This is a genomic window from Natrinema sp. H-ect1, assembly GCF_041821105.1.
Classification (GTDB): domain Archaea; phylum Halobacteriota; class Halobacteria; order Halobacteriales; family Natrialbaceae; genus Natrinema; species Natrinema thermotolerans.
This window is the reverse complement of sequence record NZ_JBGUBA010000011.1, coordinates 1-26,505: the sequence shown is the minus strand read 5'-3', so window position 1 is coordinate 26,505 and position 26,505 is coordinate 1. Positions and strand designations below refer to the sequence as shown.

At 59.8% G+C, this 26,505-nt stretch carries 15 protein-coding genes; 14 read left to right on the top strand and 1 reads right to left on the bottom strand.

Translation table 11 applies throughout. The annotated features are described in order from the left end of the window. Positions 1-292: 292 nt before the first annotated feature. Entirely contained in the window at positions 293-1,435 is a 1,143-nt protein-coding gene (locus ACERIM_RS16610; RefSeq protein ID WP_373633502.1) for a hypothetical protein, read from the bottom strand. Between the two features lie 343 nt (positions 1,436-1,778). Here ACERIM_RS16610 and ACERIM_RS16605 point away from each other — a divergent pair, with 343 nt between their 5' ends. The 14 genes from ACERIM_RS16605 (at position 1,779) to ACERIM_RS16540 (ending at position 26,387) form a co-directional block, all read left to right on the top strand. Then, on the top strand, positions 1,779-3,452 hold the full coding sequence (locus ACERIM_RS16605) for a PKD domain-containing protein (protein ID WP_172704601.1): 1,674 nt from the start codon (positions 1,779-1,781) through the stop codon (positions 3,450-3,452). Positions 3,453-4,259: 807 nt separating this feature from the next. Further along, positions 4,260-7,610: a hypothetical protein gene (locus ACERIM_RS16600; protein ID WP_373633501.1), complete on the top strand. Its 3,351-nt coding sequence runs from the start codon at positions 4,260-4,262 to the stop codon at positions 7,608-7,610. A 48-nt stretch (positions 7,611-7,658) separates the two neighbouring features. Beyond that, positions 7,659-8,486 carry a PKD domain-containing protein gene (locus tag ACERIM_RS16595; protein ID WP_172704600.1) on the top strand — a complete coding sequence of 276 codons (828 nt, stop codon included), beginning with the start codon at positions 7,659-7,661 and terminating at the stop codon, positions 8,484-8,486. Positions 8,487-8,656: 170 nt separating this feature from the next. Beyond that, positions 8,657-9,427, top strand: coding sequence for an ABC transporter ATP-binding protein (locus ACERIM_RS16590; RefSeq protein ID WP_373633545.1), 771 nt, complete (start codon positions 8,657-8,659; stop codon positions 9,425-9,427). After that, positions 9,427-10,644 carry an ABC transporter permease gene (locus ACERIM_RS16585; protein ID WP_373633500.1) on the top strand — a complete coding sequence of 406 codons (1,218 nt, stop codon included), beginning with the start codon at positions 9,427-9,429 and terminating at the stop codon, positions 10,642-10,644. The genes ACERIM_RS16590 and ACERIM_RS16585 overlap by 1 nt, the downstream gene beginning before the upstream one ends. Before the next feature lie 20 nt (positions 10,645-10,664). Beyond that, entirely contained in the window at positions 10,665-11,897 is a 1,233-nt protein-coding gene (locus ACERIM_RS16580; RefSeq protein ID WP_006650880.1) for an ABC transporter permease, read from the top strand. 1,080 nt (positions 11,898-12,977) lie between these two features. Continuing rightward, positions 12,978-13,319: a pilin gene (locus ACERIM_RS16575; protein WP_100243434.1), complete on the top strand. Its 342-nt coding sequence runs from the start codon at positions 12,978-12,980 to the stop codon at positions 13,317-13,319. 25 nt (positions 13,320-13,344) lie between these two features. Next, on the top strand, positions 13,345-15,102 hold the full coding sequence (locus tag ACERIM_RS16570) for a hypothetical protein (RefSeq protein WP_373633498.1): 1,758 nt from the start codon (positions 13,345-13,347) through the stop codon (positions 15,100-15,102). Next, complete coding sequence (locus ACERIM_RS16565; protein ID WP_373633497.1) at positions 15,099-15,953, top strand: hypothetical protein; 855 nt, start codon at positions 15,099-15,101, stop codon at positions 15,951-15,953. The genes ACERIM_RS16570 and ACERIM_RS16565 overlap by 4 nt, the downstream gene beginning before the upstream one ends. Continuing rightward, positions 15,954-17,150, top strand: coding sequence for a hypothetical protein (locus ACERIM_RS16560; protein WP_373633496.1), 1,197 nt, complete (start codon positions 15,954-15,956; stop codon positions 17,148-17,150). It abuts the gene before it with no gap. Positions 17,151-17,156: 6 nt separating this feature from the next. Next, on the top strand, positions 17,157-20,474 hold the full coding sequence (locus ACERIM_RS16555; RefSeq protein WP_373633495.1) for a VirB4 family type IV secretion system protein: 3,318 nt from the start codon (positions 17,157-17,159) through the stop codon (positions 20,472-20,474). Further along, the gene (locus ACERIM_RS16550) at positions 20,467-21,660 is read left to right on the top strand and encodes a hypothetical protein (protein ID WP_373633494.1); all 1,194 of its coding nucleotides are present in this window, start codon (positions 20,467-20,469) and stop codon (positions 21,658-21,660) included. The genes ACERIM_RS16555 and ACERIM_RS16550 overlap by 8 nt, the downstream gene beginning before the upstream one ends. Continuing rightward, a complete protein-coding gene (locus tag ACERIM_RS16545) occupies positions 21,650-24,739 on the top strand; it encodes a TraM recognition domain-containing protein (protein WP_373633493.1) in 3,090 nt (1,029 codons plus the stop codon). Before ACERIM_RS16550 ends, ACERIM_RS16545 begins: the two co-directional genes overlap by 11 nt. A 337-nt stretch (positions 24,740-25,076) precedes the next feature. After that, positions 25,077-26,387, top strand: a complete 1,311-nt coding sequence (locus tag ACERIM_RS16540) for a hypothetical protein (protein ID WP_049905988.1) — start codon at positions 25,077-25,079, stop codon at positions 26,385-26,387. Positions 26,388-26,505: the final 118 nt, after the last annotated feature.

The following is a 26,505-nucleotide window of genomic DNA, read 5'->3' as shown; positions in this document are numbered from 1 at the left end:
TATGTCACTCTATGCTCATCATCAACAAAAATTTACTTAAACGTTTGTGTTGGAACATACTGTTGGTGTAGGGAACGCGTCCACGTCCCGACTGTGGGGTGGACGATACCGCGGCCGAGAACGACGCGCTGACCATCGACAACCGAGCCGGAGGCACGGTCTCCGACCCGCTGTCAGAGGCGGGGGCTGTACTGCCACCGCTCGAAACGCAGGTCAGCGCCCACCGCGTCGACGAACCTGCGGCCCTCGTATTTCTGAGGGAGCAACCCCACAGTGGAAGAACCCGACGGCGTTAGCCGTGGGAGGACGTCAGTCTCCCGTAGAGCCCACCGAGTAGGACGACGCTCACGAGGACTGGGACGGCGTTTACCGGCACCGAGTCGGTTCCGCCGTCGGTCGCCGCATCGTTGCCGTCATCCGTCGGTTCGATCACGGACTCGTTGCGCTCGGACTCCGACGTGTTCGATCCATCATTGTCGGGCGAGTTCGTTTCGTTCCCGTCGAGGGGATCAGTTTCATTCCCGTCCTCAAGGGGATCAGTTTCGTTCCCCTCGAGAGGGTCGGTTTCGTTTCCGTCGAGAGAGTCGCTTTCGTTCCCGTCGACGTTACTATCACCAGTATCGGTCTCGTCGCTGTCACTGCCATCGTCGGTCCCGCTATTGCCGTCGTCGCTATCGCTACCGTCGTCGTGTGTCACTCGGAGTGTGGCGCCGTCGCTGACGCCGAGCGCCTCCGGTTCGCCTTCGTATTGCTCGGTGCCCTGAGCGACGGCGTACACGGCATACGGCTCTCCAACCGCGAAATCGGTGGTGGAGAGGGTGGCACGGTAGGTTTCCCCGTCGACGTGCGTCGCGGGCTCGCGGATGACCGTGTCGTCGTTCCAGGCGACGACTTCGACGCCCGCGGGCGAACCCTCGGCAGTGGTTGCCGTACTCGTGACGTCGACGGTCACGTTCTCGGTGCCCGTCTCGACCGACGTGGGGTGTGTCGTCGAGACGTCGTAACCGCTGATGACGACCGGGAGGTAATCCACGTAGTCGCCGTCGATATACAGCGTCAGTGCGTACGTTCCCGGATCGACGGGTGCCGTGTCCATCGTCAGCTGCTGTGGACCGACTCCGCTCTCCGAGAGTTCCACCTGCTGCTCGCCGTTGTAGAGGTAGACGTTGTAGTTTGTATTCGACCCCGTCGAGACATCGACCGAGATCGAACCGCCCTTATCCACGCTCGCGAGTTCGGAGACGGTATACTCCGACCCCTCGATCGTCACGGTCCGTGTCGGCGTATCGATCGTGTCCGAGACTGTGAGTTCGGAGTCCTCGGAATCGGTCTCGGCGGCCGCCGATACCGTGCCGATGGAGCCGACGAGAACGACGAGGATGAGCGCGAGTACCGCTACTTGAGACAATCGGGAGTGCGTATGAGACAGTGCCATAGGTTCGGTTGAGGCCGTGTGGCGATCGAACGCCCGCTGGCCGTCGTGGCGGATTCGCGATACAGCGATGTGAACGTATCGGTTTCTGGAACACTAGTCACTCGCTGAACGCGGGCCCCCGTTCCCAGTTTCGTGATTCGTCCGTCGGAAAGCGCTCGTCGTCGACTCGAAAACGGAGACGGGCCCGTGTAGTGGCCCGGTATCGGTACCGATTAGAAAACGATACACGGCCCTCGTTTTCGTTTTGGATTCCGTTCGTCGCGTCGGACTGAACCGTTCGTATCTCGGGAATACGTCTGTGACGATGGAAAGAAATAACTAAATAGATAACAGTCATAAGACCATGTCTAAATCGACTGTCGTTATCGGGATGATACTGATCCTGATAGCGGCGCCGATCACCGGTGCGGTGGGTGCGACATCGTCACCAGTAGCGACGACACAGACCACTGGTGATCAGATATACGACACGAATATCGAGAACGTCTCTCTCTGGGAGCGATCGGTCATTCCGTATCGGGCCGACCTCGAGGCGGCCGAGACGACGGTCCCGCTCCACGACGTTCGAATCAAGAGTCCTGACGGCGAAATTCCAGCCAACCGGTATCAGGTGGGTGTCTTCACGAACGGGACGGACGTTCCACTCGAACTCGACAGTAGTGACTCTGCTAATACGACGCGGTTCGCTGGCGACGAAGTCCGAGTGATCGTTGCCGAACCGGACGTCGACTCGAGCGTCGAGATGACCGACCTCTTCGCATTCCTCGACGCGAACGACATGTCCGAGATCAACGACAATATGACGTTCACAAGCGTCGAGAAAACGAAAGTCACCAGCGAGGGTGCCCTCGATGCGGACGTCACCTACCCCACCGAAAGTGCTGGGCAGTACATCACGATGGTGACCACGATCGAGAGCGGTGACGGCCTCGATGTCGATAACGGGAACCTCGTCGATGCCGGTGAATCGACGATCATCGGGCTCGACGCGTTCCAGGTTCAAGAAGGAACATCGTCGGTGACTCCCTCGGATGCTGATCTCGGAGAGAACGTGACGTTCGAGACGACCACGGGCATCGAGCCCGGTAGCGGCGAGGTCGGGCAGGGGGTCTTCCTCTACGATGCAGCGGCGTTCAACGATACCGCGACGATATTGAATATCACAGCCGACCCGAGTACGAACCTCTCTACTGAGAACATTACGCTCGAGCCGGGTGTGAGTGGATTCAACGGCGATTTCCGGGTCGACAACGAGACGTTCGATAACACCACGCTTGCGGCGCTCAACTCGTCGCTCGTGAACGAGAGTACGACTGGCGGGATCACTCTGAACGCGTCTGCCACCGCAGTGGCGACGAATAGCTCGAACGCGACGATCGATGTCGGCACCCTCGAAGCGTGGAGCGAAGGGACGTATCGATACGTCCACGTTGCAGCGGATTCGTCCGGCGACCAACTCCACACGGCAACGGGAACGCTCACGTTGAATACTGCCGGTAGTGGCGGTGGCGGCGGTGGCGGCGGTGGTGGCTTCCCGCCGGGCGGTGGCGGTGACGGTGGTGACGAACCTGACAATCCCAAGCCAACGGCAGTGATGGTTATCCATCCTGAGTCAGCGACGGTCGGCGAAGAAATCACCTTCTCGGCCGCGAAGTCGACTGACTCGGAACGGGAGATCATCGCCTACGAGTGGGAGATCGACGGCGACAGCTACACCGGCAAGACCGTCACGACCTCGTTCGCCGAGCCGGGCACCTACGATGTCGAACTCACCGTCAGGAACGACTTCAGTGAAACCGATACTGTGACGGATACGGTGACCGTCACCGAGAAGGACCCCGGCAAAGGTGACGGCGACGGTGGCGATGGAGATGGCGGCGACGGTGGCGACGGTGGCGACGGAGATGACGACGATGGCGATGACGGTGGGAGCGGACCGATTCCCGGCTTCGGAGTGAACGTCACACTCGTTGCCCTCCTTGCGTTCGCGATGCTGGCGCTTCGCCGCCAGCAGTGACGAATCGGCTGTGTTTCTGAACTCGTAGTTTTCGAGTATTCGAGACCGTTTTCGCAACGCTCGATTGAGATCTATCTCCACCTACCGGCAACGGAATGTCGACCGGCAGAGCGGAACTTCACCGCGCTTCACAGGAATTGTTGGACATCCTAGTATCGCTCATCACATGCTCCGAGCAGGGATCCTCGTAACTATAGGATATACTGAACTACCAGTCCATTAGAATTATGTGATGGGAGCGTAGTTGACGACATGTACCGGGAGTAGGTGATGGGGGCAATCAGAACCTGCTGTCGGCTACTACAATACATAATCATGACAGAGATAGGGGAGCGAACCTATGTCGCACTCCTGTCAGTTGCTGTGGTCGTCGCTGTTTTTGGGGGCACCATAGCAGTTGCGGGGAGTGCGGCCGCGACAGCGAATGCCGTCGACGTTTCAGAGGAATACGTGGAGTCGAATGGAACGGTAACAGTATCGACTGCAATCGATGAAACAACTGCCGGAAACGCGACGTTCCGGATTACTGACGCTGATACCAATACTGCAATCGTCACGATTGAGGACGACGGGAGTCGGGATCTCGAGAATAATACTTCGGGCAACATTACTACCGAGATCGACCTGACTGCTCTAGACGGACTGACCTTTGAGGCCGGTGATACGGTCACTGTTGCTGTGGATGAAGGACAGGAGTTCGTCGAATCGGAGGGGGCCGATTCTGTCGAAATTGACGGCGCCCCGGCGATCAGTAACCCAACGCCGTCGGATGGGACAGTCACGAACGATGCAAATCAGTCCTACACGGTGGCTCTCACCGACGAGGCGTCCGGTGTGGACGCCGACTCGATCGCGGTCAGCGTCGAGAACAACGGTTCGACTGTGGTGGACGATGCCGGGATCGGTGATGACAACGTCACCTACGATAGCGGGAGTGGGACCCTCACCCTCGAGCCCGCTGGATACGCCTACGAAGACGGCACCGTTACCGTCACGGTCGATGTGGCGGATAACGCCGGTCACGCGGCCACACAGTACGAGTCGTCGTTCGTCGTTGATACGGTCTCGCCAACACCGACGATTGACCTCCGCAACGAAGCGGGTGTGACCGTGTCCTCGGGGAGTACCCTCGACATCACCTACGACTATCTCGAGACCAACACACAGAACGTGACCGTCACGCTCGAGGGGGAAACGTACAACGCGACCGGGCAGACCTACACCTACGAGATCGACGATGGGGGATACATCAGCGACGCCTCGAAATCCGTTATCCTCGATCTCGACGAGCAGAGAACGACGCCGGGGGACCTCGCCGACGGCGCGTACTCGGTGACGATCGAAGCGACGGACACGGCGGGGAACACCAACAGCACGTCGACTGACGGCGCCCCTGTCGTCGTCGACGACAACGACCCGGAACTGACTGCCGTGGAACTGAACACGACCGAGGACATCGCGCCGGGTGATACGGTCGACGTCACGTACGACTACGCCGATGCCACCAACGCGACGGACCTCCGTCTCGAGTTGTTCGACCCTGATTCGGACGAAACGTACGTGGTCAGCGAGGCAGTCGAGCAGCGGAGCGGGACCGATCTCGTTCAGACGTTCGACCTGAGCAACGCAGCGATCGACGACAACACCGACTACAAGGTCGCGCTCGTTGCGGCGGACAGCGTTGACTGGACGAGCGATTCCGCCGATTACGTGACGACCGTCGACGTAAACGCTGCGGCGCCGTCGATCAGAAGAGTCGAATCTAACGCTGGCCAAGACGCGGTTATGGTCACCTTTTCCGAAGGCATCGGTGACCAACTCAATCTCACTGACTTCGCGTATCAGGACGTCAGTGGTGACGGTGCAGCTGCGATCGACAGCGTGACACACAGAGAAGGCAAGGCGACTGCGAGACTCACACTGGACAACGCGGTCGCTGCTAGCGACCTCGGTACCGACGTGATTACTGCGCGTTCCGGGGAGGTTCCGGACACCGCTACCGGCGAGGAACGCTACGTCGACAGTAGCGAGACGGTCGCGCTTCGGGATACCACCGATCCGACTGTCACTACTGCCGATATCGCTACACAGACAATCAACCAGGACAACGATGAAAACTACAGTGTCGGGGTCGATCTTACCGATGAGATCGTCGATGTCGAGGTGACTGTTACTGGCACCAATGGAGCTGAAGCGTCCGGAAGCGTAAATAACGTCGACGGACACACGACGATTTCACCTCTCAACGTGTCTGCCCTCGAGGACAGTGATAGCACCACCGTTACTGTCAGAGTGACGGACAAGGGTGGAAACACTAATACCGCAACGGTGTGGGGAATCGAGAAAGACACCGTCTCCCCGTCGATCAACTCCGTGCAGACAAACGCCGGGACGGACACCATTGAGGTGACGTTCGGCGAAGAGATGTCGAACGTAGGCCCTAACGCCTTCGACCTCAACGGTGTCGATGCAACGATCGATGCCGTCCAGGACGGAAGTGGGGCCAATACGTATGATGTTACTCTCGACTCGCCACTTTCGTTCGATGAGATCAACACCAGCAACGCGACGATCGCAGCTACCGGTGCGACCGACGCAGCTGGCAACCACGCTGAGGGAGTGCCCGCTCAGTTGAACGACGTCGAGAAACCACACTTCACGGGTCTCGATGCGGCGGCAAACAAGACAACTGTCACCGTTCGGTTTTCCGAAGGCGTTGTGAACGCCTCCGGAGAGTCGCTGAACGCTACCGACTTCGTCTATACCGACAACAGTGGGGACGGCGCTAGCGCGATCGAAAGCGTCGACCACACTGCAACGTCGACGACGGCGGTCGTGACGCTTGACGCTGCGGTCACTGGAACCGATCTCGGGACTGACGAACTCGGCATCGCTTCGGACGCCGTCTACGACGCGAACGGGAGCGCGGCTCCGACCGTGAACCGCACGCTCGAGGACTCGATGGACCCGGACGTCGAGCTGAGTGCTGCTGTCGAAGGAGAGACGATCACCTACCGTCTCACGTCCAGCGAGGCACTCGACACGATCGAAGTCGACGTCGAGACGCAAAACGACCTCGCCGTGGAACAAGGACTCCCCCCGACGAGGGGTCCGGTCGACGAGGTACTGACTGCCGAGGACTTCAACCGGCAATCCACCGATCCGGACTACGTCTATACGGCCACCTACACGGCACCGCGAGACGGTCGGTACGACGCCACCCTCGTCATCGCAACGGATATCGCTGGAAACGGTGTTAGGTGGGAGCGCACCTCGACAGATGTCGATACGGGAGATCCGGAAGTCATTGATGCGATAATCAATCCACAGAGCAACGATGAAATCGGGATCGTCTTCGATGAACCGGTTGATATTAGTCGGATCGAGGAAGACTCGATCTCCGTCGAAGGGGGACGTGTCGAATATGTCGATAACTGGGGAACCGGTGATGATGGGCTGCTTATAGTCGACCTCGACGACCCGCTCCAGACGGGTGACAAACCGAACGTTACCATTCGGGGTGACTCCTTCCGCGAAATCACCAACGACTCGAGCCGGGGACAGACGGTGCCCGTAACGGTCCATACGACCAAGCTCCAGCTGAACGAAGGCACGAACTTCGTGTCCGTGCCGGCAATCTCCGGCGGGCAGGACCTCGATGAACTCGACACCAGTAACGTCGACGTCATCTGGTCCTACACTGGTGACAGCTGGGAGAAATACGATCCCGACGACCCCGAAAGCGACTTCGACTCGCTCGAAGGCGGTCAGGGGTACATCGTCGAGATGGAGACCGCCGATACGCTCGATATCAACGTCTACAACCGGCCTGCAAGCAGCACTGGTGACATCGATGGTGCGGTGATGAATCAGCAGCAACTCGAGGAGGGCTGGAACCTGATCGGCCACTATCAGACCGAAGAGCAGCCTGCGTTCCATGCGCTGCGTTCGATCGACGACGAGTTCCACATGGCGTACGGCCAGTCCACAGGCTACGCGTACGAACTCGTCCATCCCGACGACCCCCTCAATGCGGGTGAAGCGTATTGGGTATTCGTAAAAGATGACACGGTCTATACGCACGCCCCGTCCGAGCCGATCCGTCCACCGGATCCGATCCGGCCACGACCACCGTATCCGATCGAGCCACGACTGTAGTTACAATCCATGGGTATCAACATGTCATCTCGGTCGACGCGACTATTCGTGGTCGCCGCAGTTGTGGTATTGGTCACGAGCGGACTCACCGTCGGTTGTGCGACCGCGCAAGACGGTGGCCCACCAGCGCCGCCACACAGCGTCTATGGTGATGTCGTCGACAGTAATGGCGATCCCGTCGAGAACGCACTCGTCGAAGTCACTGACGGGGGCGGCACGGTCCTCGCCAACGATACTACCGACGAAAATGGCGCTTACAGCATCAAAGTCGATGAACCCGACGAGGGCGACGAGTTCACAGTCACCGTTTCCGGTGTCGAAAACACCGATGAAAAGGTACTTACGTGGACATCCGGCGAATCGGAGCGCATCGATCTCTCGGTCGAACGTGCCGCCGGTGGGGGCGGTCTCGGCGGACTACCGGCCCAATCGGACGACGATGGCGGACTCGACAATCCCGAGCCGACGGCAGTGATCTCCGTCGATCCCGGTTCACCGACAGTCGGCGAGGAGATCACGTTCTCGGCCGCAGAGTCGACCGACAAGGAACGGGAGATCATCGCCTACGAGTGGGAAATCGACGGCGATACCTACACCGGCGAAACCGTCACGACCTCGTTCGCCGAACCGGGCACCTACGATATCGAACTCACTGTCAGAAACGATTTCAGTGAAACCGATACCGCAACGGAGACGGTAACCGTTGCGGAAAGCAATCCCGGCAGCAGTGATGGCGGTAACACCACCGAAACCGACGGTAGTGATGCGAACGAAACCGACGGCGGAGATAGTAGTTCCATCCCCGGCTTCGGGGTAACCATCACACTTCTCTCGCTCCTTGCGTTCGCGATGCTGGCGCTTCGCCGCCAGCGGTGACGAATCGCGTTTTAGCTGTTTCTCATTTCTTTGTGGCCATCGGCGACGAAACTGACACTGGCCAGTTTAACCGTAAATCGAGCCGAACGCAGCCCGACTGCACCGTCACTCAGTCATTCAACTCCATTCAGACCAAATGGTTCATTATCCGGAGATACCTCGAGGGGAATATGGCTGGTTCCGTTGCCTCGTTCGATGAGGCCTCTTCTTCAGTCGTCGTTTCGGCGACTGACGTAACGAAGAGGTATACAAGGGGCACAGAGCCCGGCGTTCTCGGCCGATTACTCGGGCGCCAATCGCCGCCAACAGTCTGTGCTGTCGATTCAGCGTCGCTCGAGGTCAGGACCGAGGAAATCGTCGGTCTCGCGGGACCGAGCGGGAGCGGCAAATCGACGTTGCTCCATCTTCTTGCCGGACTGGAACGTCCCACGGACGGTACGGTCACGTTCCGCGGGACCGATCTCGCGTCGCTGTCTCGTCGCGAGCGAACCCGACACCGACTCGAACACATCGGTATCGTCTTCCAGCAGTTTCACCTGCTTGACTCTCTCTCGGCACGCGCAAACGTTGCGCTGCCGTTAGTCGAAACCGGCGTCGGGAAGCGGGAGCGCCGACGGCGTGCGACCGACCTGCTCGAGCGAGTCGGACTTGGGGATCGGATTACACACCGCCCGCGAGAACTCAGCGGCGGGGAACAACAGCGTGTTGCGATCGCTCGTGCCCTGATTACGGATCCGGAACTCGTGATCGCAGACGAGCCAACCGGTGAACTGGATACGGAAGCCGGGCGGACGGTCCTTCAGGAGTTCGAACGCGTTGCGGAGAACAGGGCCGTCGTTCTCGCATCGCATGATCGCGAGACCCTCGAACTCTGTGATCGATTGCTGCGGCTCCGTGATGGGTCAGTCGTCGACCAGTCACCGCCGGGAGGATCGCGGTAATGAAAATTCGGGAGCTTCTCACCCGGTGGGTCGGATTCGTCGCCCTGGGTATTCGACGGACGGCCTTGCGCGCGACGCACACGGCGCGACAACGGATCCGATTTAGCGGTCTCGGTGTCGCCGTCGCGATCGCCCTGTTGGTCATGGTCACCGGACTCAGCGTTGGTCTTGCAACCAGTACGACCGTGTACGACGACGACATCGATTACTGGATCGTGCCGGACTCGGAGAGCCCGGAATCCCCGTTGGTCGCGACTGACTCTCCACAGTTCAGTTCCGTTCACGAAACGAACGATCGCATCACCGCTATCGACGGCGTCGAGTCTTCGACCCCCGTTTTGGCACAGGTTCTTCGGGTCGGAACGAACGAATCGGACGAATACGTCCTCATCATCGGTGTCATCAATTCTCCGGCTCTTGAGGACGTGTCCGGACTGAATACGGACTCGCTCACACCACACGATCCGTACTATGGTGACGGCGAGTACAACGGTACGTGGACCGGTGATGTCGTCCTCTCGGAAGGGACGGCAGAACTGCTTGCCGTTACGACGAACGACTCCGTGACGATCGCTGGGAATCGCTCGTTTACGGTTACTGACATCGAGTCTCAATCCTCCGATGTCGGGAACGTCCCGACGGCACTCGTCCAACTGAGCGAGCTACAGCACGTGACCGGCGCGACGACGTACGACCAGGCAGACCAGTTCGTCGTGAGTACGAGTTCACCGGCAGTTCGAGACGACCTCGAGGGGATCTATCCACAGTCGTCCGTTCAGTCGCGCGGAGAGATGACGGCAAGTAGTACGCGCAACTCGGATATGGCGCTGGCGCTTGCGGCGACCGCGCTGACCGTCGCCCTCGTTATCGGGACGCTGTTCGTCGTCACGACGTCCGGGCTCGAACTCGTCGCGGATCGTCAACAGCTAGCGGTCCTCTCTGCCATGGGAATCTCCGTCGGCAGTCAGATTCGACTCGTTGGAGCGCAAACGCTTGTCCTGACCGGTCTCGGCGGGATCGTTGGTGCTGTCTGTGGCATCGGCGGGATTCGGCTCATCAACGCAGTAGCGGTTCGAACGATAACGACCGAGCCGATAGCGGTCGTTTCCCCGTGGTTCGTTCTGTACGGCACTGGCGTTGGTCTGTTCGTCGGACTGCTTTCGCTCCCGTTTCTCGTAGTGGTGACGCGCCGTGTAACTGGAGGGAAACTGGGATGAGTGGGCGATACCGTCGGTTGATGACGAGACAGTTCACGCGGCTCTGGACCGCCGGGCGGCTTACGATCGCGCAGTTCCGCGATCAGAAAGTCCGGCTCAGTTTGGCAGTTCTCGGTGTTACGCTTGCTGTGCTGGCAATCACATTACTCGCTGGGGCCGGCGTCGGTGTCCTCGAGACGGGTGAACAACAATTTCAGACGGCCGACCGCGACCTCTGGGTGACGTCGGGTGACACCCGACTCACGACCGCGGGTGGCGGGGGATTCGAAAACACGCTGTATGACTCGCGGAATCTCTCTGCAGAGATGGAATCACATGACGGTGTCGCTCTTGCGGCCCCATTAGCGTTCGAAACGGTATATGTTAGCACCGACGGGAGCGACGACTTCCAGACGTTTGTCGGGACTGGCATCCCAGGCAGTGGATCATCAATTCAGGTGACTGATGGGAACGCCCTCGAGGGAGACCCGTACTACGCAAATGGGACCTACGACGGAGAGATGACCCGCGAGGTACTGATCGATGCGGAGACCGCTCGGAGTTTGGGCGTCTCTGTCGGAGACACGGTCAATATTGGCGGGTCGTTGGCAGCTGCTCGCGAAAACGAATTTACCGTTGTCGGTATTTCACCCACGTTCGAACGGATGCTTGGGACACCGACAGTGACGATGCCGCTGAGTGAACTCCATCAGGTCACTGGGAACACACGGACGGAGCCGGCAACGTTCCTCGCAATCACTGTCGAAGACGATGCCCGTATCGAGGCGGTCAAACAGGATCTAGCGGAGGAGTACCCGGAGTACGAAATCCGGTCGAATCAGGAGCAATTAGAAGCGGTGTTACAAGAGCAAGTAGTTCTTCTCGCAGCAGGAGGGACGCTCGTCGTGGTCGCAATTGGTGCAGGAGTGGCGCTTACGTTTTCACTTCTCTCTCTCGTGATCTACCAACAGCGGCCAACGTTTGCAGCCCTCACTGTTCAGGGGGTTTCGCCACCACTTCTGCTTATGACGGTCATCGGGCAGGGGCTGCTTATTGGTCTTCTTGGCGGTGGCCTCGGGATCCTCTTGACGCCGCCTGCAGTCGTCGCTCTTAATCGGCTCGCTACAGCAGTTGTCGGCTTTGACGGCCTTATCCAAACCGCGCCATGGATTTACGCTCTCGCACTGGCAATTGCGATGGGCATTGGCTCGGTTGCCGCCGTGGTAGCCGGTTGGCGTGTGAGCCAAACACCGCCCTTGGAGGTTCTTTCGTAGGGAGAAGGTCGGACCCCGCGTACCAGGCCATAAGTTTCTCTCCTCTGCGGTATGAAAGCTATACTGCCTGGTATCGCGGGTGATTCTACATTCAAAAAATCTACCTATTGTGGCTATTCTTCCTATTGTAGCTACTTCGCCTATTGATTTTTGTAGGCCGGAGCTGTCGGTGGCCGACTAGTCCTTAATTGTGTTCCCCATTCCTTGTCGTTGGTGAGGTTTCGAAGTGCGGCGACAGACATCTGCCACCAATCGACGGGTCTCCCACGATCGAAATCATCTCGCGGTCGCCTTCGCGACAGTGTTCCTCACTTGGGCTCGAACATCCCCGGCTGGTACTGGGCAGTGAATGGCCGTCAACTGGGTCGATACTCCGACCGGCCAGAAGCCGTGGTACGTCACGCCCAACCTTGAGACTGTCCTTGTAGTGTCCGTCACTCCAATAAACGAGTCGACCGGGGCTACGACGGCCACTCGCGGACGCTGAAGAACTGCCGATCGCCCGCTCTATCATCGGGCCTACTGATGATCATGTGGCTTCCAGACGGAAGACGGGGAGATCCTCTGCAGTGAGACTCGAGCGGACATCCGCTGGGCGAACTCTCGGAGAATCCGTGGGTGTGAAGCTCATTGCAACTGGGGCGTAAATATTATTATATACAGCTACCGGAAATTTTTATATATCATGCAACCTACTATATTTTTGAAGTGCTAAACCGAACAATGGGAACAAAGAGATTCGCTACTACGAGTACACCACGCCAAGCTTACGGTGTGAGCGTTTTCACGAGGGCGGCTAGTCCTCCCGTGTTGGAAACGAGTCGAGAAGCAGTCGAATTCGGGAACTGCTGTAGAAGCGGCTGTCGTCGGAACGTTCTCACACACTCCCGTTTGCGTAGTCCGACGGGGTCCTGTAGAGTGCGCTAAACTGTTAAAAGCGATCTGTGCGTGAATATGAGTAACGATTCCCCTCACGATCCCTCCGCATGGCTCATCAACCGCCCTGATTGGTCACACAGGCTATCGACTCATACTCGCCAGTTGGTCGCTCGGCTGCGCCCGACGATACGGTCAGTCACGATCTGGCTCGTGTTTGCCACGATTACTACGGGAACAACTGCCGCCCAGTCGAACGTCGGTGACGTCTACTGTGGGACCGGTGTCGAGACCGGTATCGGAATCGTTTTCGGCGCCGTTGCCGGCCTCGGACTCCCCGCGACCGGTTTCTACGTCGGTCGAGCGGGCCTTTCGTACATGCGCGCCGGTGGCAACCCCGAAAAGAAGAACGAGGCCAAAGAACGGCTCGTCATGTCCGGCATCGGCTTCGGGATCGTCGTCCTGGCCCTCATTTCGCCGGAACTCATCGACAAGGTCGGCAGTCAGATGGGGTTCGGATTCTCCGACTGTGTGAAGCCGTTCTAAGCCATCAGCCGCTGGAACCCGATCAATGATCGAATCTCGGATGCTCGCCATCGCCCTCATCTTGGTCGCCGCGAGCGGTGCCGCCATTGGTCCGGCTGCCGGGACCGGTACCGACGAGTCGAACACGAGTACGGCGACGACGATTCCCGACGACGGTCCCGCGTACGGGGTGAACGAGACGCGGTTCCCGCTGCTGTGGTCAGAGGACGTGGAACAGGACACCCGCTCGAGCGACGAGTTCGTCGACAATGTCTCTTCTGACGCGGCGTTTGCCAGTCGACTCGCAGGATCGACTGACGTCCCGTTCGAGAAACCGATCGCAGACGTCTCGATCTGGAACAGCGGTGACCTACGGGATTTCTCTCCGGGTGACGAAACGACATCGACCCATCCCGAGGGTGCGCGACTCGAGGACGGGCTCTACGTCAGGGATGCGTACACGAGCATCTTCGCGATCCAGCCATCGACAGTGCTGCAGTCGGGAAACGCGACCACGCAGTACATCGCTTCAGAGGGAGAGGTCCTGGCGATATCCGATTATCGAGTCCGCGTTCCGGACGACGATACCACCGGCTCGATACGCGATCAGTGGTCGCTCGCTGAGACGACTATCGATAGCGTCGAGCTACGGGCGGACGGCCGACTGCTCGATACCGACAGCGGACATCGGTCCTCACTTGAGTACAGCGACCTCTCTGGAGCGCCAAATCTCACCGTTGCCGTCGAAATCGCTGTTCGCCTTCGCCACGAGACGCGAACGTGCGAGGACTACAACAGCACAGCGGATTCCTGCGAGGGCTCGTGGGAGACGGAAACCGAGGACGTAACCGAGGGGATGACGGTGACCGCCTCCCGCCATACGGTCGTCAACCGAGTCGACGATAGCGGCGGCAAGCGGGTCACGTTCGAGTCAGACTCGAATCGAACCGGTATCGTCGTTCACCCGAATGCCACGTGGTCGTCGATCGATATCGATGGCAACGGTCGTCTCCGGGGACCCTGGCGGTTCTACTCCGCGGGCGTCGACGGCTGGCATACGATGGTGTCACGGACGGCAACGAGTACGACCAGACGGAACTCGTCCGTTCGCCCAGCGCAGACCCACGCTGTCCCCGTGCAGAAACGCCCCGACATACCCAGTGAATCGACGGGTGTTGAGACGCCGTTGGCTATCGAAGAGACGTGGGGCGACGAACAAGCCGGCCCCTCACTTTCGAGCGAGATCGCTATCACGCCTGCTGACCGCTATCTGCAGGCCACGTCTGTCGCCGCACGATCGAAGACGCTCCCGAACACTGCGTTTGAGGAGGTGACGGTCCACGGAATCGTTCACGGACAGTCGCGGACGATCTCGATCGATGACCGCGGTACCGTTCGCGAAACGACCCTCGAGTTGACGGTTCTCGAGGCGAACTCGTCGGGAGCCGTCGTCGAAGCGACCGTCACGGAGTCGACGACCGGTGAGCCGGTCACAACCGGCCGCGTCGAGGTGGGCAATCAGTCCGTTCCGGTGAATGCCAGCGGTATTGCCGTCCTCGAACTCGAGGATCGGCCGTCCTTGCTCGTCGATGGCCGGTACGTTCCAGCGGACTGGTGGCGAACGGATCAGCTATACGCCGAAGCGGAAGACCGGGCGAAGATTCCGCCGAAGTATCCCACCTTCCAGAAGCTGGTACAGTTGGTTCTCGTGACGCTGCTGTGGTTCCTTCCGGTCGCCGTAGCCGTCTACGGGTTCGACTACCTCACCGGCGGTGCAGCACTCGGACTTCGAAACCGACAATGACAGAAGACACTCACACGGACGACAGTCGAATCGCTCGCCGATCAGTGCTTACCAGTTTCGGCGTCAGCGCGGCGGTTCTCGCCGGTTGTACGTCTGGATCTGACCCCACGACCAACACTTCGGACGGAAACGGGATCAGCGCCGACGGGAGTGACGTCTTTGCTTCCGTCTCGATTGACGACGGCCGTCTCGAGATCGATATTGACGACGGTCACTCGGTTGAGTTCGTCAATCTCGTCGGGCCGGACGGCGAACTGTTCGATCAACAGCGCCTCGAGTCCGGTGTGACGACGACATCGTTCGACATTCTCGATCGCTCCGACGACCTCCGTAGCGGCGAGTACGACCTCGTTGCGCTCGATGGCGACGAGGATATCGGGTCGACGACGATCACGCTCGAGGCGGCATGTACGATCACGGACGTGCTGTGGGCGGCAGCGAATCCCGAGATGGACTGGGACACGAGTTCGCCAAATTGGGAGACGTATGCGGCCGTTGTCATCGAGAACAGGGGAACGATACCAGCGGTACTCACCGAACTGCGGTGGGCAGGTGCACCGGTCGCCCGACTCCAATCCAAGGACTCTCAGTCGTATTACCACGAGACGCGCTTGCCGCCTGGAGAGACGACCGTCTATTCGAGGCGACCGGTTTATAGAACCGAAAATGCACTCGGTTCCGTTGATTGTACTGCAATCGATGTAGAACCGATGACTGTCACGGCTGTTGTTAATCCGGGAAAGTCTCCTTCCTATACACAACAGATCAGGTATGGTGGATCCCAATCGTGTGAGCTTTCTATTGTAGAAGGAGATCCAGACGAGCCAATATCGGTCGGGGGTGAGAATTGAATGCCCTGGTTACAGGATCAAGTCGAGGATGCAATCGAGAACGTTCTCGAGAGGTTCACTGATGCACTCCTCGATTTGGTGAATAATATCTATGAATCGATTTTAGGGCCTATTGTTGGTGTTCCGGCCCCGAAATCTGATTCCGGATACATGGTTGTCGGGACGCCGGACAACGCTCCGTGGGGGAGTCTGTATCAAGACGTCTATCTACCGTATATCATGCCGTTAGCGATCATGGTCTCGGTAATCGCCTTCGCGTTCGTCGGTCTTCGTGCTGGTTCGATGAGCGAGTATCGCCGAAAACAGCTTCTACGGCGACTCGGCCTCGTTTTTATGGGGACATTCGTCTGGTTTCCAATCGTATCGATACCGCTACGGTTTATCGATGCAGTAGGGATGACGATCGCCCCAACTGACGAGATGTCAGCAGGGCTTGGCGGCCTTATTCAATCCTCTCTTGGCGGTACGTTTGCCATTCTCGCAATGGTCGTCATCTCGAATTTCTTCTTGGTCGTCGCTGGATTCGTCGTTGCTCTCCGTTGGATTGCCCTCTGTGTATTAACGCCCGTAATGCCGCTTTTGGGTGTTCTATGGTCGATGGATGCATGGCCATTTAGCCCGGCGGCAAATATGGCACGTCAGGCCTCTGGTATTTATCCGGGATTAGTGCTTTCTGGAATTCCGCCGGCGATCCTTTTTCGGATCGGATGGGAAGTCGGCGGACTCGAGACCTCTGTTGACGGTCTCTTTTCGTTATTCATCGGACTGGCTCTGATTCCCGCTGCGATCATCGCGATGATCATGACAGTCTACTGGAGCAGTCCGGCAGTACGGACCATCGCTCAGAAGGGCGTCTCGGCGACGAATCCCGCAGCGGCCGCGTCCGGAGCCGCGAAAGCGAAACGGACCTCCGGGAAGGCCGTCCGTGGTGCGCGAAACGTTCACCGGGGATACGCGACCGGTCAGGTCGGTGCGGTGACCAAAAGCGGCCAGACGACACTCGGCGGTGGCGACTCGACAGCGTACAAACTCGGTGCCTCCGCCCGCTCGACGAAGTCTCATGCAGGCACGTACAATACGGTTCGAAAGTCGGAGTCGGGCCGCATGCGCGATCAGGCCAAAGACGACGTCCGCAAAATCTCCTCTCGAGCGAAGCGCGGGTTCAAAAACACGAAACGAAAGGTCTCGCGGTGGTGATCCCCCATGAGCTCGAACACGGCAGACGGCGAGTACAGCGCGCGAAAGATCCATCAGTCGCTTGGCGGTACCACGGCGTTCTTCCGTGGGTATACGATCGGCGAACTCATGCTGTTCCTCGCGGTTGCGTTCGTCACTGTCGTCGCAGCGACGTTCGTTCCGGCGACGCTGACGATTCCGGTACTGGGTTTCGGGATCATGCTCACTACGCTGCTGTTCTTGCTCCACAAGGTCAAACCCGGATATCTCTGGCTCACTGAATGGCTCGCGGCCCGCCTCGAGTGGGCAGTCAAGAACAAAGAGTACAGCCACGGCGCTGACGATTCCAGCGACCTTCGCTATCTGACCCGCTTACAGCGCGTGTATCCCCACGCTGTCGAACGCACGGACGGTGCGCTCGTCGGGGCGATGAAAGTCGAACCCGCGAACATGGCCCTCGAGGACGACGACGCGTGGGCGAAGGCCGTCCAGTCGCTCTCGGAGTTCGCGAACTCGACTATCGACTTCCCGGTGAAGATCTACGTTACCAGTCGAGAGATCGACGAAGACGAGGTCGTTCGCGCCCATCGGGATCGACTCGGCGACCCTGACGTACGGTCTCGGCCGGTCTTGAAGCGCCTGCTCGAGGAGTACGTCGGTGCGAACACGACCGAAAACGGGGATATCGACTCCGAGGCGAAGACGATCCGCGAGTACTACCTCGTAACTGCGGTCAACGACGACGATATCGAGCGGTTCGACGCGACCGGGGATAGCGTTCTCGCCTATCTCGCTACCGTTCCGGTTCTCGGTCGCTTCTTCGACCGGTTCCGGACTGATGAGCTGACCGAAGCCGAACGGGACCAGCTCAAAGAAGAGCAACTGGACGCGCGACTCACACAGCTCCGGCGGGGTAGCTCGTCGCTCTATCGCTGTGCCGTCAGTCCCGTCGACGCGTACGATCTTGCCCGACTGACGAAGGAGTACTGGACCTGCCAATCGGAAACCTACGCCGATATCACGAACGCGCTGGGTACGTTTCCGGTCGTTTCCCACGGAATCAGCGACGGCGTCCCGGCGACGCCCGATCCCGAGGATGTCCTCGATGCCATGCCCGACGGGGATGAGAGAGCGGACCCGGCCTCGAGCAACAGTACTGCGACCGACTCCGATACGGACGCTGCCGACGAGCCGTCGGTCCCATCCGCCGATCAGCTGCCGGATACCTCGACGATGCACCAGTCGGCTATTGCGCCGTCGACGGTCGACTGGGAGACGACGTACGCGGTGATCAACGACGAGACTTACGTCCGTACGTTCTGGATCGAACAGTTCCCCGAGGAGCCGTCTGACGGCCTCCTCGAGCGATTGCTTCTCGAGACGGACCTCCAGACGGACATCAGTATCCATCTCGATCCGTTCGACAGTCAGTCGGCACAGGACATGATGGCGGACTGGATTTCGGACCTGAAGATCAACCAGCATGACTCGAATAGCCTCAAGTCCGAAGACCTGCAGGACGACATCGACCAGGCGAAGTACATGCGGTCGCTCGTCCGAGCGAACAAGGCGTCGTTCTACCGCGCCGGCGTGTTCATCCGCCTTGCCGCGGAGAGCGAGCAATCGCTCGACAACCAGACGACGCGCCTGCGGTCGATCGTCAAAGACGCGCCGGCGAACTGCACGCTCAAAGTCGCGAGCCGGTGGCAAGAGCGCGGCCTCGCGACGGTGTCGCCACTCGGGACGAACGAACTCGGTCGGGACCGAATGTCGACGCTGACGAACCAGGCAATCGGGGCGATGTTCCCATTCTCGTCGAACTACATGATGATGGAGGGCGGCATCGAATACGGTTATCACGGACACAACGGATCGCCCGTCCGAATCAACCCGTGGAATCTCGAGACTGGACACAGTGAACTCGTCGTCGGCATGCCGGGCGCCGGGAAGACGTTCGGCAGCATCATGCGTCACCTTCGGATGATGAAGCGTCGCAACGACACGATGCTCGTCCTCGTCGATCCAGTGGGTGGCTTCCGCGGCATTGCGGACGCCCTGAACGCGAAAACGATCACTGTCGGTGGCGAGACGAAGCTGAACCCGCTCGAGATCCGAGAGACGCCACAACACGTCTTCGACTCAACCGACGATATCTCGCCTCTATCGGCGAAGAAAGACGAGGTCTACGCCGTTCTCGAGAATTTCCTCGACGCTCGCGATATCGATCTCGGTGCCGAGACCGGCGTCCTCTCGTATGTCATCGACGAGGCCTACCGACAGGCGGGGATCGTTGCGGACGACGTCTCGACGCACACGTCGGCGAACTCGCCGACGATGCAGGACATCCATCGGATCCTCTGTGATATCGCGGAGAATCCGAGCGATCACAACATCGCGGCATCCGAATCCGCCCGCGAACGCGCCGCACGGTACGCCGACGAACTCGCGATCGCGTTCCAGCCGTTCCGCGAGGGCGGGGCGTACGAGAACCTCTCGTATCGCTCGGAAATCGATATCCTCGAGGGCGACAACAAGGTCGTCTATATCGACCTCGGCCGGATCGAGGGCAGTGCGTCTGGAATCGATCGGCAGACGTTCCTGATGCAACTACTCCTGTCGACGATCTACCAGCAGGCGAAAAACACCGAGCGAAACGTCGAACTCGCGATCGACGAAGCACACTACCTCTTCGAAGATCAGGCAAATCTCGATTTCCTCGAGACGGCGTTTCGCCACCAGCGTCACGCCGGACTCAGAATGGTGTTGCTCTCCCAGACGGCCCAGGAGTTCTACGAGACCGAACAGTCGGAGAAGATCGTCGGAATGTGTCCGATCAAGGTCTTCCACAAGCTCCCGGATCTGGACGATCGGACCGCTGACAAAATCGGCCTGACCGAAGAACAGCGTCGATACGTCAGGCGTGCCGACGCCGGCAAGGAGGATCTCGGCTACAGTCAGTCGCTCGTCCGCGTCGAGGAACACGGAACGTATCCGCTCCACGTCGTCGCCGATGACTTCGAACAACGAATCATCGATTACGGCCCCGACGATCGCACATTCATCGAGCAGGCCATCAGCGATGACTCGGCGGAACTGCTCGCCTTCGATGGTCTCATCGAGACCGAAACGCGGCGCAACGCCCTCACGACGCAGTTCGATCTCACCGCTGACGAGGCCGATCGCTTCCTCGAGGCGGATCTCACGACCGCAGAGATCATCGAAGCCGTCGTTGAGTGTCGGCTCGGTCCGGACGACGACGAGGCGCGTGCCCGGGCCGCCGGCGGCGATTCCGCTCCCGATCGTGATGCGACTACCGTGGAGATGGGAGGGCAGGATCGTGTCTAAGCTCGAGCGACTGAAGGAAGCCGTGTATCCGTCGCCACGGTACGAAGCGACGCAACTCGCATCCGGTGAGGCCGACGCGTTCGAACAGCAGCAAGCGGACACTCCGGGGACGTTGCTCCGGATCCGCCCGTTCAAAGAGAACGAGGGGATCGTCGACGGCGCGGGGGTACTCCAGTCGGTCCACGACGTGACGACCGATTTCCGCGGCAAGAACACGAGCGACCACCACTCGTTCGAAGTCTGGTTCGATCGGGGAAAGATTACGTTCTACATGCACGCCGCCACGGAGGCGGCCGCCGACAAGTTCAGGCGGCGCGTCGGAAACAACTACGCAAACAGCGAGGTCTTCCGCGTCGAGAGCGGCCCCGCGTTCCCGCGTATCGAGCCCAACGAGTACGTCGCCGGCGCGTGGCTCGAGATGGAGAAGATCCCCTACTATCCGATTCGCCACCACAACAGCGAGGGATTCGAGACCGATCCCTACGGCGAGATCACGAGCGAGATGCTGTCCCTCGAGGAGAGTACGGTCGTCACGCAGGTCGTCTTTCGACCCGCGAAGCAGTCGTGGACCGACGGCGACCGGTTCAAACACAATAGCATCGACGAACTCGCCCACGCGCTTCGACAGGGGACGTCCGTCGGGTGGCTCAACCCCCGTACGAGACCGGCCAGTGCGAAGGACAAGCAGGCCGCGACGACGATCGAACAGCAACGGGGAAAGCAAGCGTTTCACGTCAATATCCGTGTCCTCGCCGCGTCGTCGAAGCGGGACGAAGCCGAGGCTCGAGCCCGTGGCGTGGCGGGGATGTTCAGGAAATACTACAACGCGATCACCGAACAGGGGCTCGACGACACGCCGGTCTGGCATCGCAAGAAGCGAACGCGAGCGAAGCGACTCCGTCGGTTCCTCCGGCGGATGCGTGACCGCGAGTGGATCGATCGCCACATGATCATGACCGTCGACGAACTCGCCGGCGTAGCCCACATTCCGAACTCGGAGATCGAGACGCCGAAGATCGACTGGCGGTACACCCAGCGCGGCGATCGGATCCCGGCGGATAGTGTCCGATATGAGTCGGATGCAACGTCGGTCGATGGCGACGGACGGGCGTCCCCCGGTCTGGACGAACCGCCGGCCGGCTTCGAGGAAATGGCTCGAGACCGGGAGGGATCCAATGGTCTTTGATCGACTCTTCGGTCGGGACGGGACAACTGTCGGTGAGGACCGGAACAGTGAGGAAGTGGCCACGGACGAGGCGTCCGATGAGTCGCTTCCCGTCCCCGCGTCTGACGGCACTAAACGAGTCGATCAGGAGGCTGCCTCCGAAGCGGAATCCACGCGGCAGGTGGATCCCGGTCGCCGGTACGACATCGTCGACCGCAATACGACCCGTATCGGCGGGAAGCCCATCATCACGGAGACGGTCGACGAGGGAACGGTCGCGGGGCCGTTCGTCCGGGAGATGTTCGAAGCCGGCCGCCACGACGCACCGTCCCCGCTCTGGGTCGGCTATACCGAGGACCCACAGACGGGGTTTCGAGAGGCGCCGCTTCGCTTCGAGTCCCTCTTCCGGCACACTTGGATCGCCGGGACGACCGGCTACGGGAAAACGACCGAACTCCTGAACATGATGGTCCAGTGGGCCTACGCCGGCTACGGTTTCACCTACTTCGATCCCAAAGGCCGTGATTCGCGAGAGTTGCTCCGGATGCTTCCCGAGCATCGTCTCGAGGACGTCGTCTGGATCGAACCCGGATCGACGACACACGAGAAGACGGTCGGACTGAACTTCCTCGAGGTACCCGAGTGTGAGACGACCGAGGACTTCGAGAACGAGATCGAAAACCGTGTCGAGAACCTGAAGGCAGTGTTCGATACGTCCGATTACTGGGGTATCAACATGGAGGCGATCACCGAGTCGATGGCTCGGGCGATGATGAAGTCGGAGCAGCCGTTTTCGATCATCGATATGTACTTCACATTGCTCAACGCCGAGCGACGCGAGGAGTTCGCAGTCGACGTCGAGGACCCCTATATCAGGGAATTCTGCCTCGAGATCGCTGACATGGAGGAGGAGACGGTCCGTCCGCTGCTGAAACGGATCAAGTCGTGGGTGGAGAATTCGGTGATCCGCCGAATCATCGCCCATCGCGAGAGTACGATCGACTTCCGGGAGATCATCGACAACGACCGCATCGTCATCGTCCGGACGCCGGTCGAGAACACGGACATCAAGAAGATGGTCACCCTCGGTGTCATGCGCAATCTCTGGTCGGCGATTCAGCGCCGATCGTACGAGTTGGATACGACGCCGGATCCGTACTTCGTCCTCTGTGACGAGTTCGACGACATCGCGAGCGAGAACCTCGATATCGAGTCGATGCTCGCTCGCGCCCGGTCGATGCGACTCTCGGTGACTCTTGCCTCACAGTATCCCTCGCAGTTCGACGAGGAGACGCTGAAGGCGATGCAGAACAACTGCGATAACCTCCTCGCGTTCTCGGTTAACGACAGCGACGACGCCGAGTTACTGATGAAACGCTTCCGTGACTACACGGCCGAGGACCTCATCACGACCGACCAGTTCAAAGTGTGGACGCGGATCCCGCTTTCCGGCGGTCGCTATTCCGAGCCCGTTCTGGTTCGGACGTTCCCACCCTACCCGCCACTTCGGGGATCGGACGACGTCGATACCATCATCGAGCGGAGCCTCGAGCGCTACGGAACGGATTCGTTGACCGACGGCGAAATCCTCCGTAATCTCGTCTACCGCGAGTACAACGAGGCGGCCAGTCCTGACGAGTTGACCGTCGATCGCGTAATGGCCGAAGCGATCCGTGCCGTCCAGACTCGAGCGGACGTTCGCGATCAGAACGGCTGGGTCAGCGTTACCGATGTCGACGAGGAAGTGATCGCACGGCTCGAGAACGATGAGACGGAATTTGCCGGGACGGTGTCACGTGACGAGTTTCCCGATGTCCGCCAGGAGTCCCCGCTGGTCGAGGCCGACATCAGCGTCCGCGATGATACTGTCGTCGTCCGGTTGACCGATGAGGGCGAAGCGGTCGCCGAACCCGAGACGGGGGATGTCAGCGCGGCCGGTAGCTCCGATCACGACGACCTCTTGCTCGAACTCGAGGAAACGCTCACGAGACTCGATTTCCGCGTCGAGATCCTCGAACAGGACGGTAGCGACAAACCGGACGGAACGGCGACTCACCCCGAGTTCGATGCCGTATTCGCGCTCGAAGCCGAAACGACGACGCCGAACCGGCCGGCGAAGGTCCTGCGGAATCTCAAGCGGGCCCAGGAGACCGACCGGATCCCGATGTTCGTCGTCCGTCCCGGCGAGGACGACCTGACCAGCGTCGCGAGGCGAGTCGAGAACATCCTCGAGCAGCCGATACGCGAGCTGGCCGACGGGATCGAACAGTTCTACAATACGGACGATCTCATCACGTTCGGCGGTGGCGCGGTCTCTCGTGGTGGTGTCACTGCCGTCCGACCGGCGACCGATTCGCAGCGTACCGTCTGGCAGCGTCTCGACGGAGAGTGGTCCCTCTCGGACGGCGAAACGGAATTCGCACGAATACCCGCGACAGACGGGTTTTCGAAGGACACGGTACCCGCCTACTACAGCTATGACCGAGAGACGGGTCAGTACACGGTGTACGATCGCGGTGAGACACACGTCTACGACACGTCGGAGGCGTTCGAAGCCGAGTGGACGACGATCAACCGTCCCTTCGTTCCGGCGTCCGAGCTTCCCCGTCCGGACTTCGATCGAGACAGCTACGCCATCGTGGTTCTCCCGACTGACGGGGTCGCCCGCCTCTACCGCGACGGGAAGACTGCCACGTTATCGGAGGCGCTCGAGGCACTGACGGGGCAAACGACGGGCCCGACTGAAGAGCCTGATACCGGGACTCGATCGACTCGTGAACAGGGATCCGATGACCCCAGTGAGACCGAACCGGATCCGGAGGGCGATGGTGTCGCCGTCTTCGCCGATCGCTATCTCCGTTCGGATCCCGATGGGGCCATTCCCAAGGACGAGTTGTATCAGGTCTATTCGACGTGGGTCGCCAGACACGGACTCGAGGGCACCAACAACGTCTGGTTCGCACGGAAGCTCGGAGATCATCTCGAGGTTGGAACCGAGCGGCGACGAGTCGATGGCGAACGCATCAACTTCTATACTGGTATTGCACTCACGGAGGAGGGCGAACGGCTCCGCGAAACGGCGGATGAATCGACTGAATGAGTGTTACGTACACTGTCCCGGACCAGCCAGCGGTCAGGGTAGAGTCGAACCGATCTTTCCGAGTCTTGGGACTCATACCGGTCTGTAGCGCCGCTTCTACTCGATCCGTCCGGGGTAATTCGGTCTCTAGCAGCTGTCGTCCCTCGAGCGTCCACGGTAACAATCAGTGGACGGCGGCGGTGTCCAGGGGACTCGAGAGCCGAAATCCAACTAGTATCGAACGGGCTTCGCCTTCAGAAAGAGGATGCTCGAGGCGCCGTAGTGCGCGTGTTTCTATCGGACCGGTGAGAGGGGGTGGACGGTCCAGTACCAGGGCCTCACAGAGGATTGAATTCCAATGACAGAAAATCATACAGATTCGGTCGAGACGCACGGTATTCCAGTGGCGTTGCGAGAACGCGAGCAGTGGATCTGTTGGCAGAAACAGGACCGGGACGGGAAAGCGACGAAGGTCCCGATCGTTCCCGGCACTGGCGACTACGCGTCAGCGACCGACCCGGCGACGTGGCGATCGTTCGAGGACGCGCTCGAGTACGCGACCAGTGACGACGCGGCTGGCATCGGATTCGTGTTTACCGACGAGGATCCATTCGTCGGCGTCGACCTTGATGACTGTCGCGATCCGGAAACGGGATCACCGAGCGACACCGCTCGAGAGATCATCGTCGACCTCGAGTCGTTCACAGAGGTGTCACCGTCGGGAACGGGATATCACGTCATCGTACGGGGATCGATCCCCGGCGATCGGAGCAGGCGTGGCTCGGTCGAGATGTACGAGACGGCACGGTTCTTTACCGTGACTGGTGATCACGTCGAAGCGACGCCGGAACGGATCACGGACCGACCTGCGGCGCTCGAGAGCGTCTATGACGAATACATTGCCGATGACAGTTCCGATCGAGCAGCGCAAGCGGCCGTGGATGATACAGCGGGCGACTCGGATCGGACTGACGTCCCCACGGAGGGACATCAACTCGAGGATGAGGAGTTGCTCGAGCGGGCACGGGCGGCGAGCAACGGCGAGAAGTTCGACAGACTGTGGCGCGGCTCGACGGCCGGCTACGAGAGTCAGTCGGAGGCGGACATGGCGCTGTGTTGCCTACTGGCGTTTTGGACCGGCGGCGATCCCGCTCGAGTCGATCGTCTCTTTCGACAGTCGGGATTACTTCGAGACAAGTGGGACGACGTCCATTACGCAGACGGATCGACCTACGGCGAGAAGACGGTCGAGCGAGCGATCGCGAGGACCGACGACGTCTACGAGCCCTCGAGCAATAACGAGACACAGTCGACGGCGGATCAACAGCGACCGCACACGGCTTCCCGGGATTCTGCTCGCGAGCGTTCGGCAGGGACGAGCGATGTCAGCGGCGGGGACGATGGCACTCGAGCAGCGTATCTCGCCGAGAAAAACCAGCTACTCCGCGCGCGGGTGGCCGAACTCGAGGCGACGATCGAACGGAAGAACGATCGTATCGCGGACCTTGAGGGCGAACTCGAGCGCTTGGAAGCGGAACTCGCGACTCGAGAGACACCGAACCCGTCCGGTCGGGACGAACCCGTGGAGTCGGCTGGCGACCACGGAGATCAGGAACCGTCCGTCTGGGATCGGACGAAACAACTGTTTCAGTCTGATACAGACCGATAGCGCATACCTCCGTCTTCAGGCGGAGGTCAAGCGATAGGCATAGTGCGTCAATCCACGAGTCCTGCCATTACTTAATTTCCCACACTTCACCAAAGGTATTAACACGCCGACGAACTAT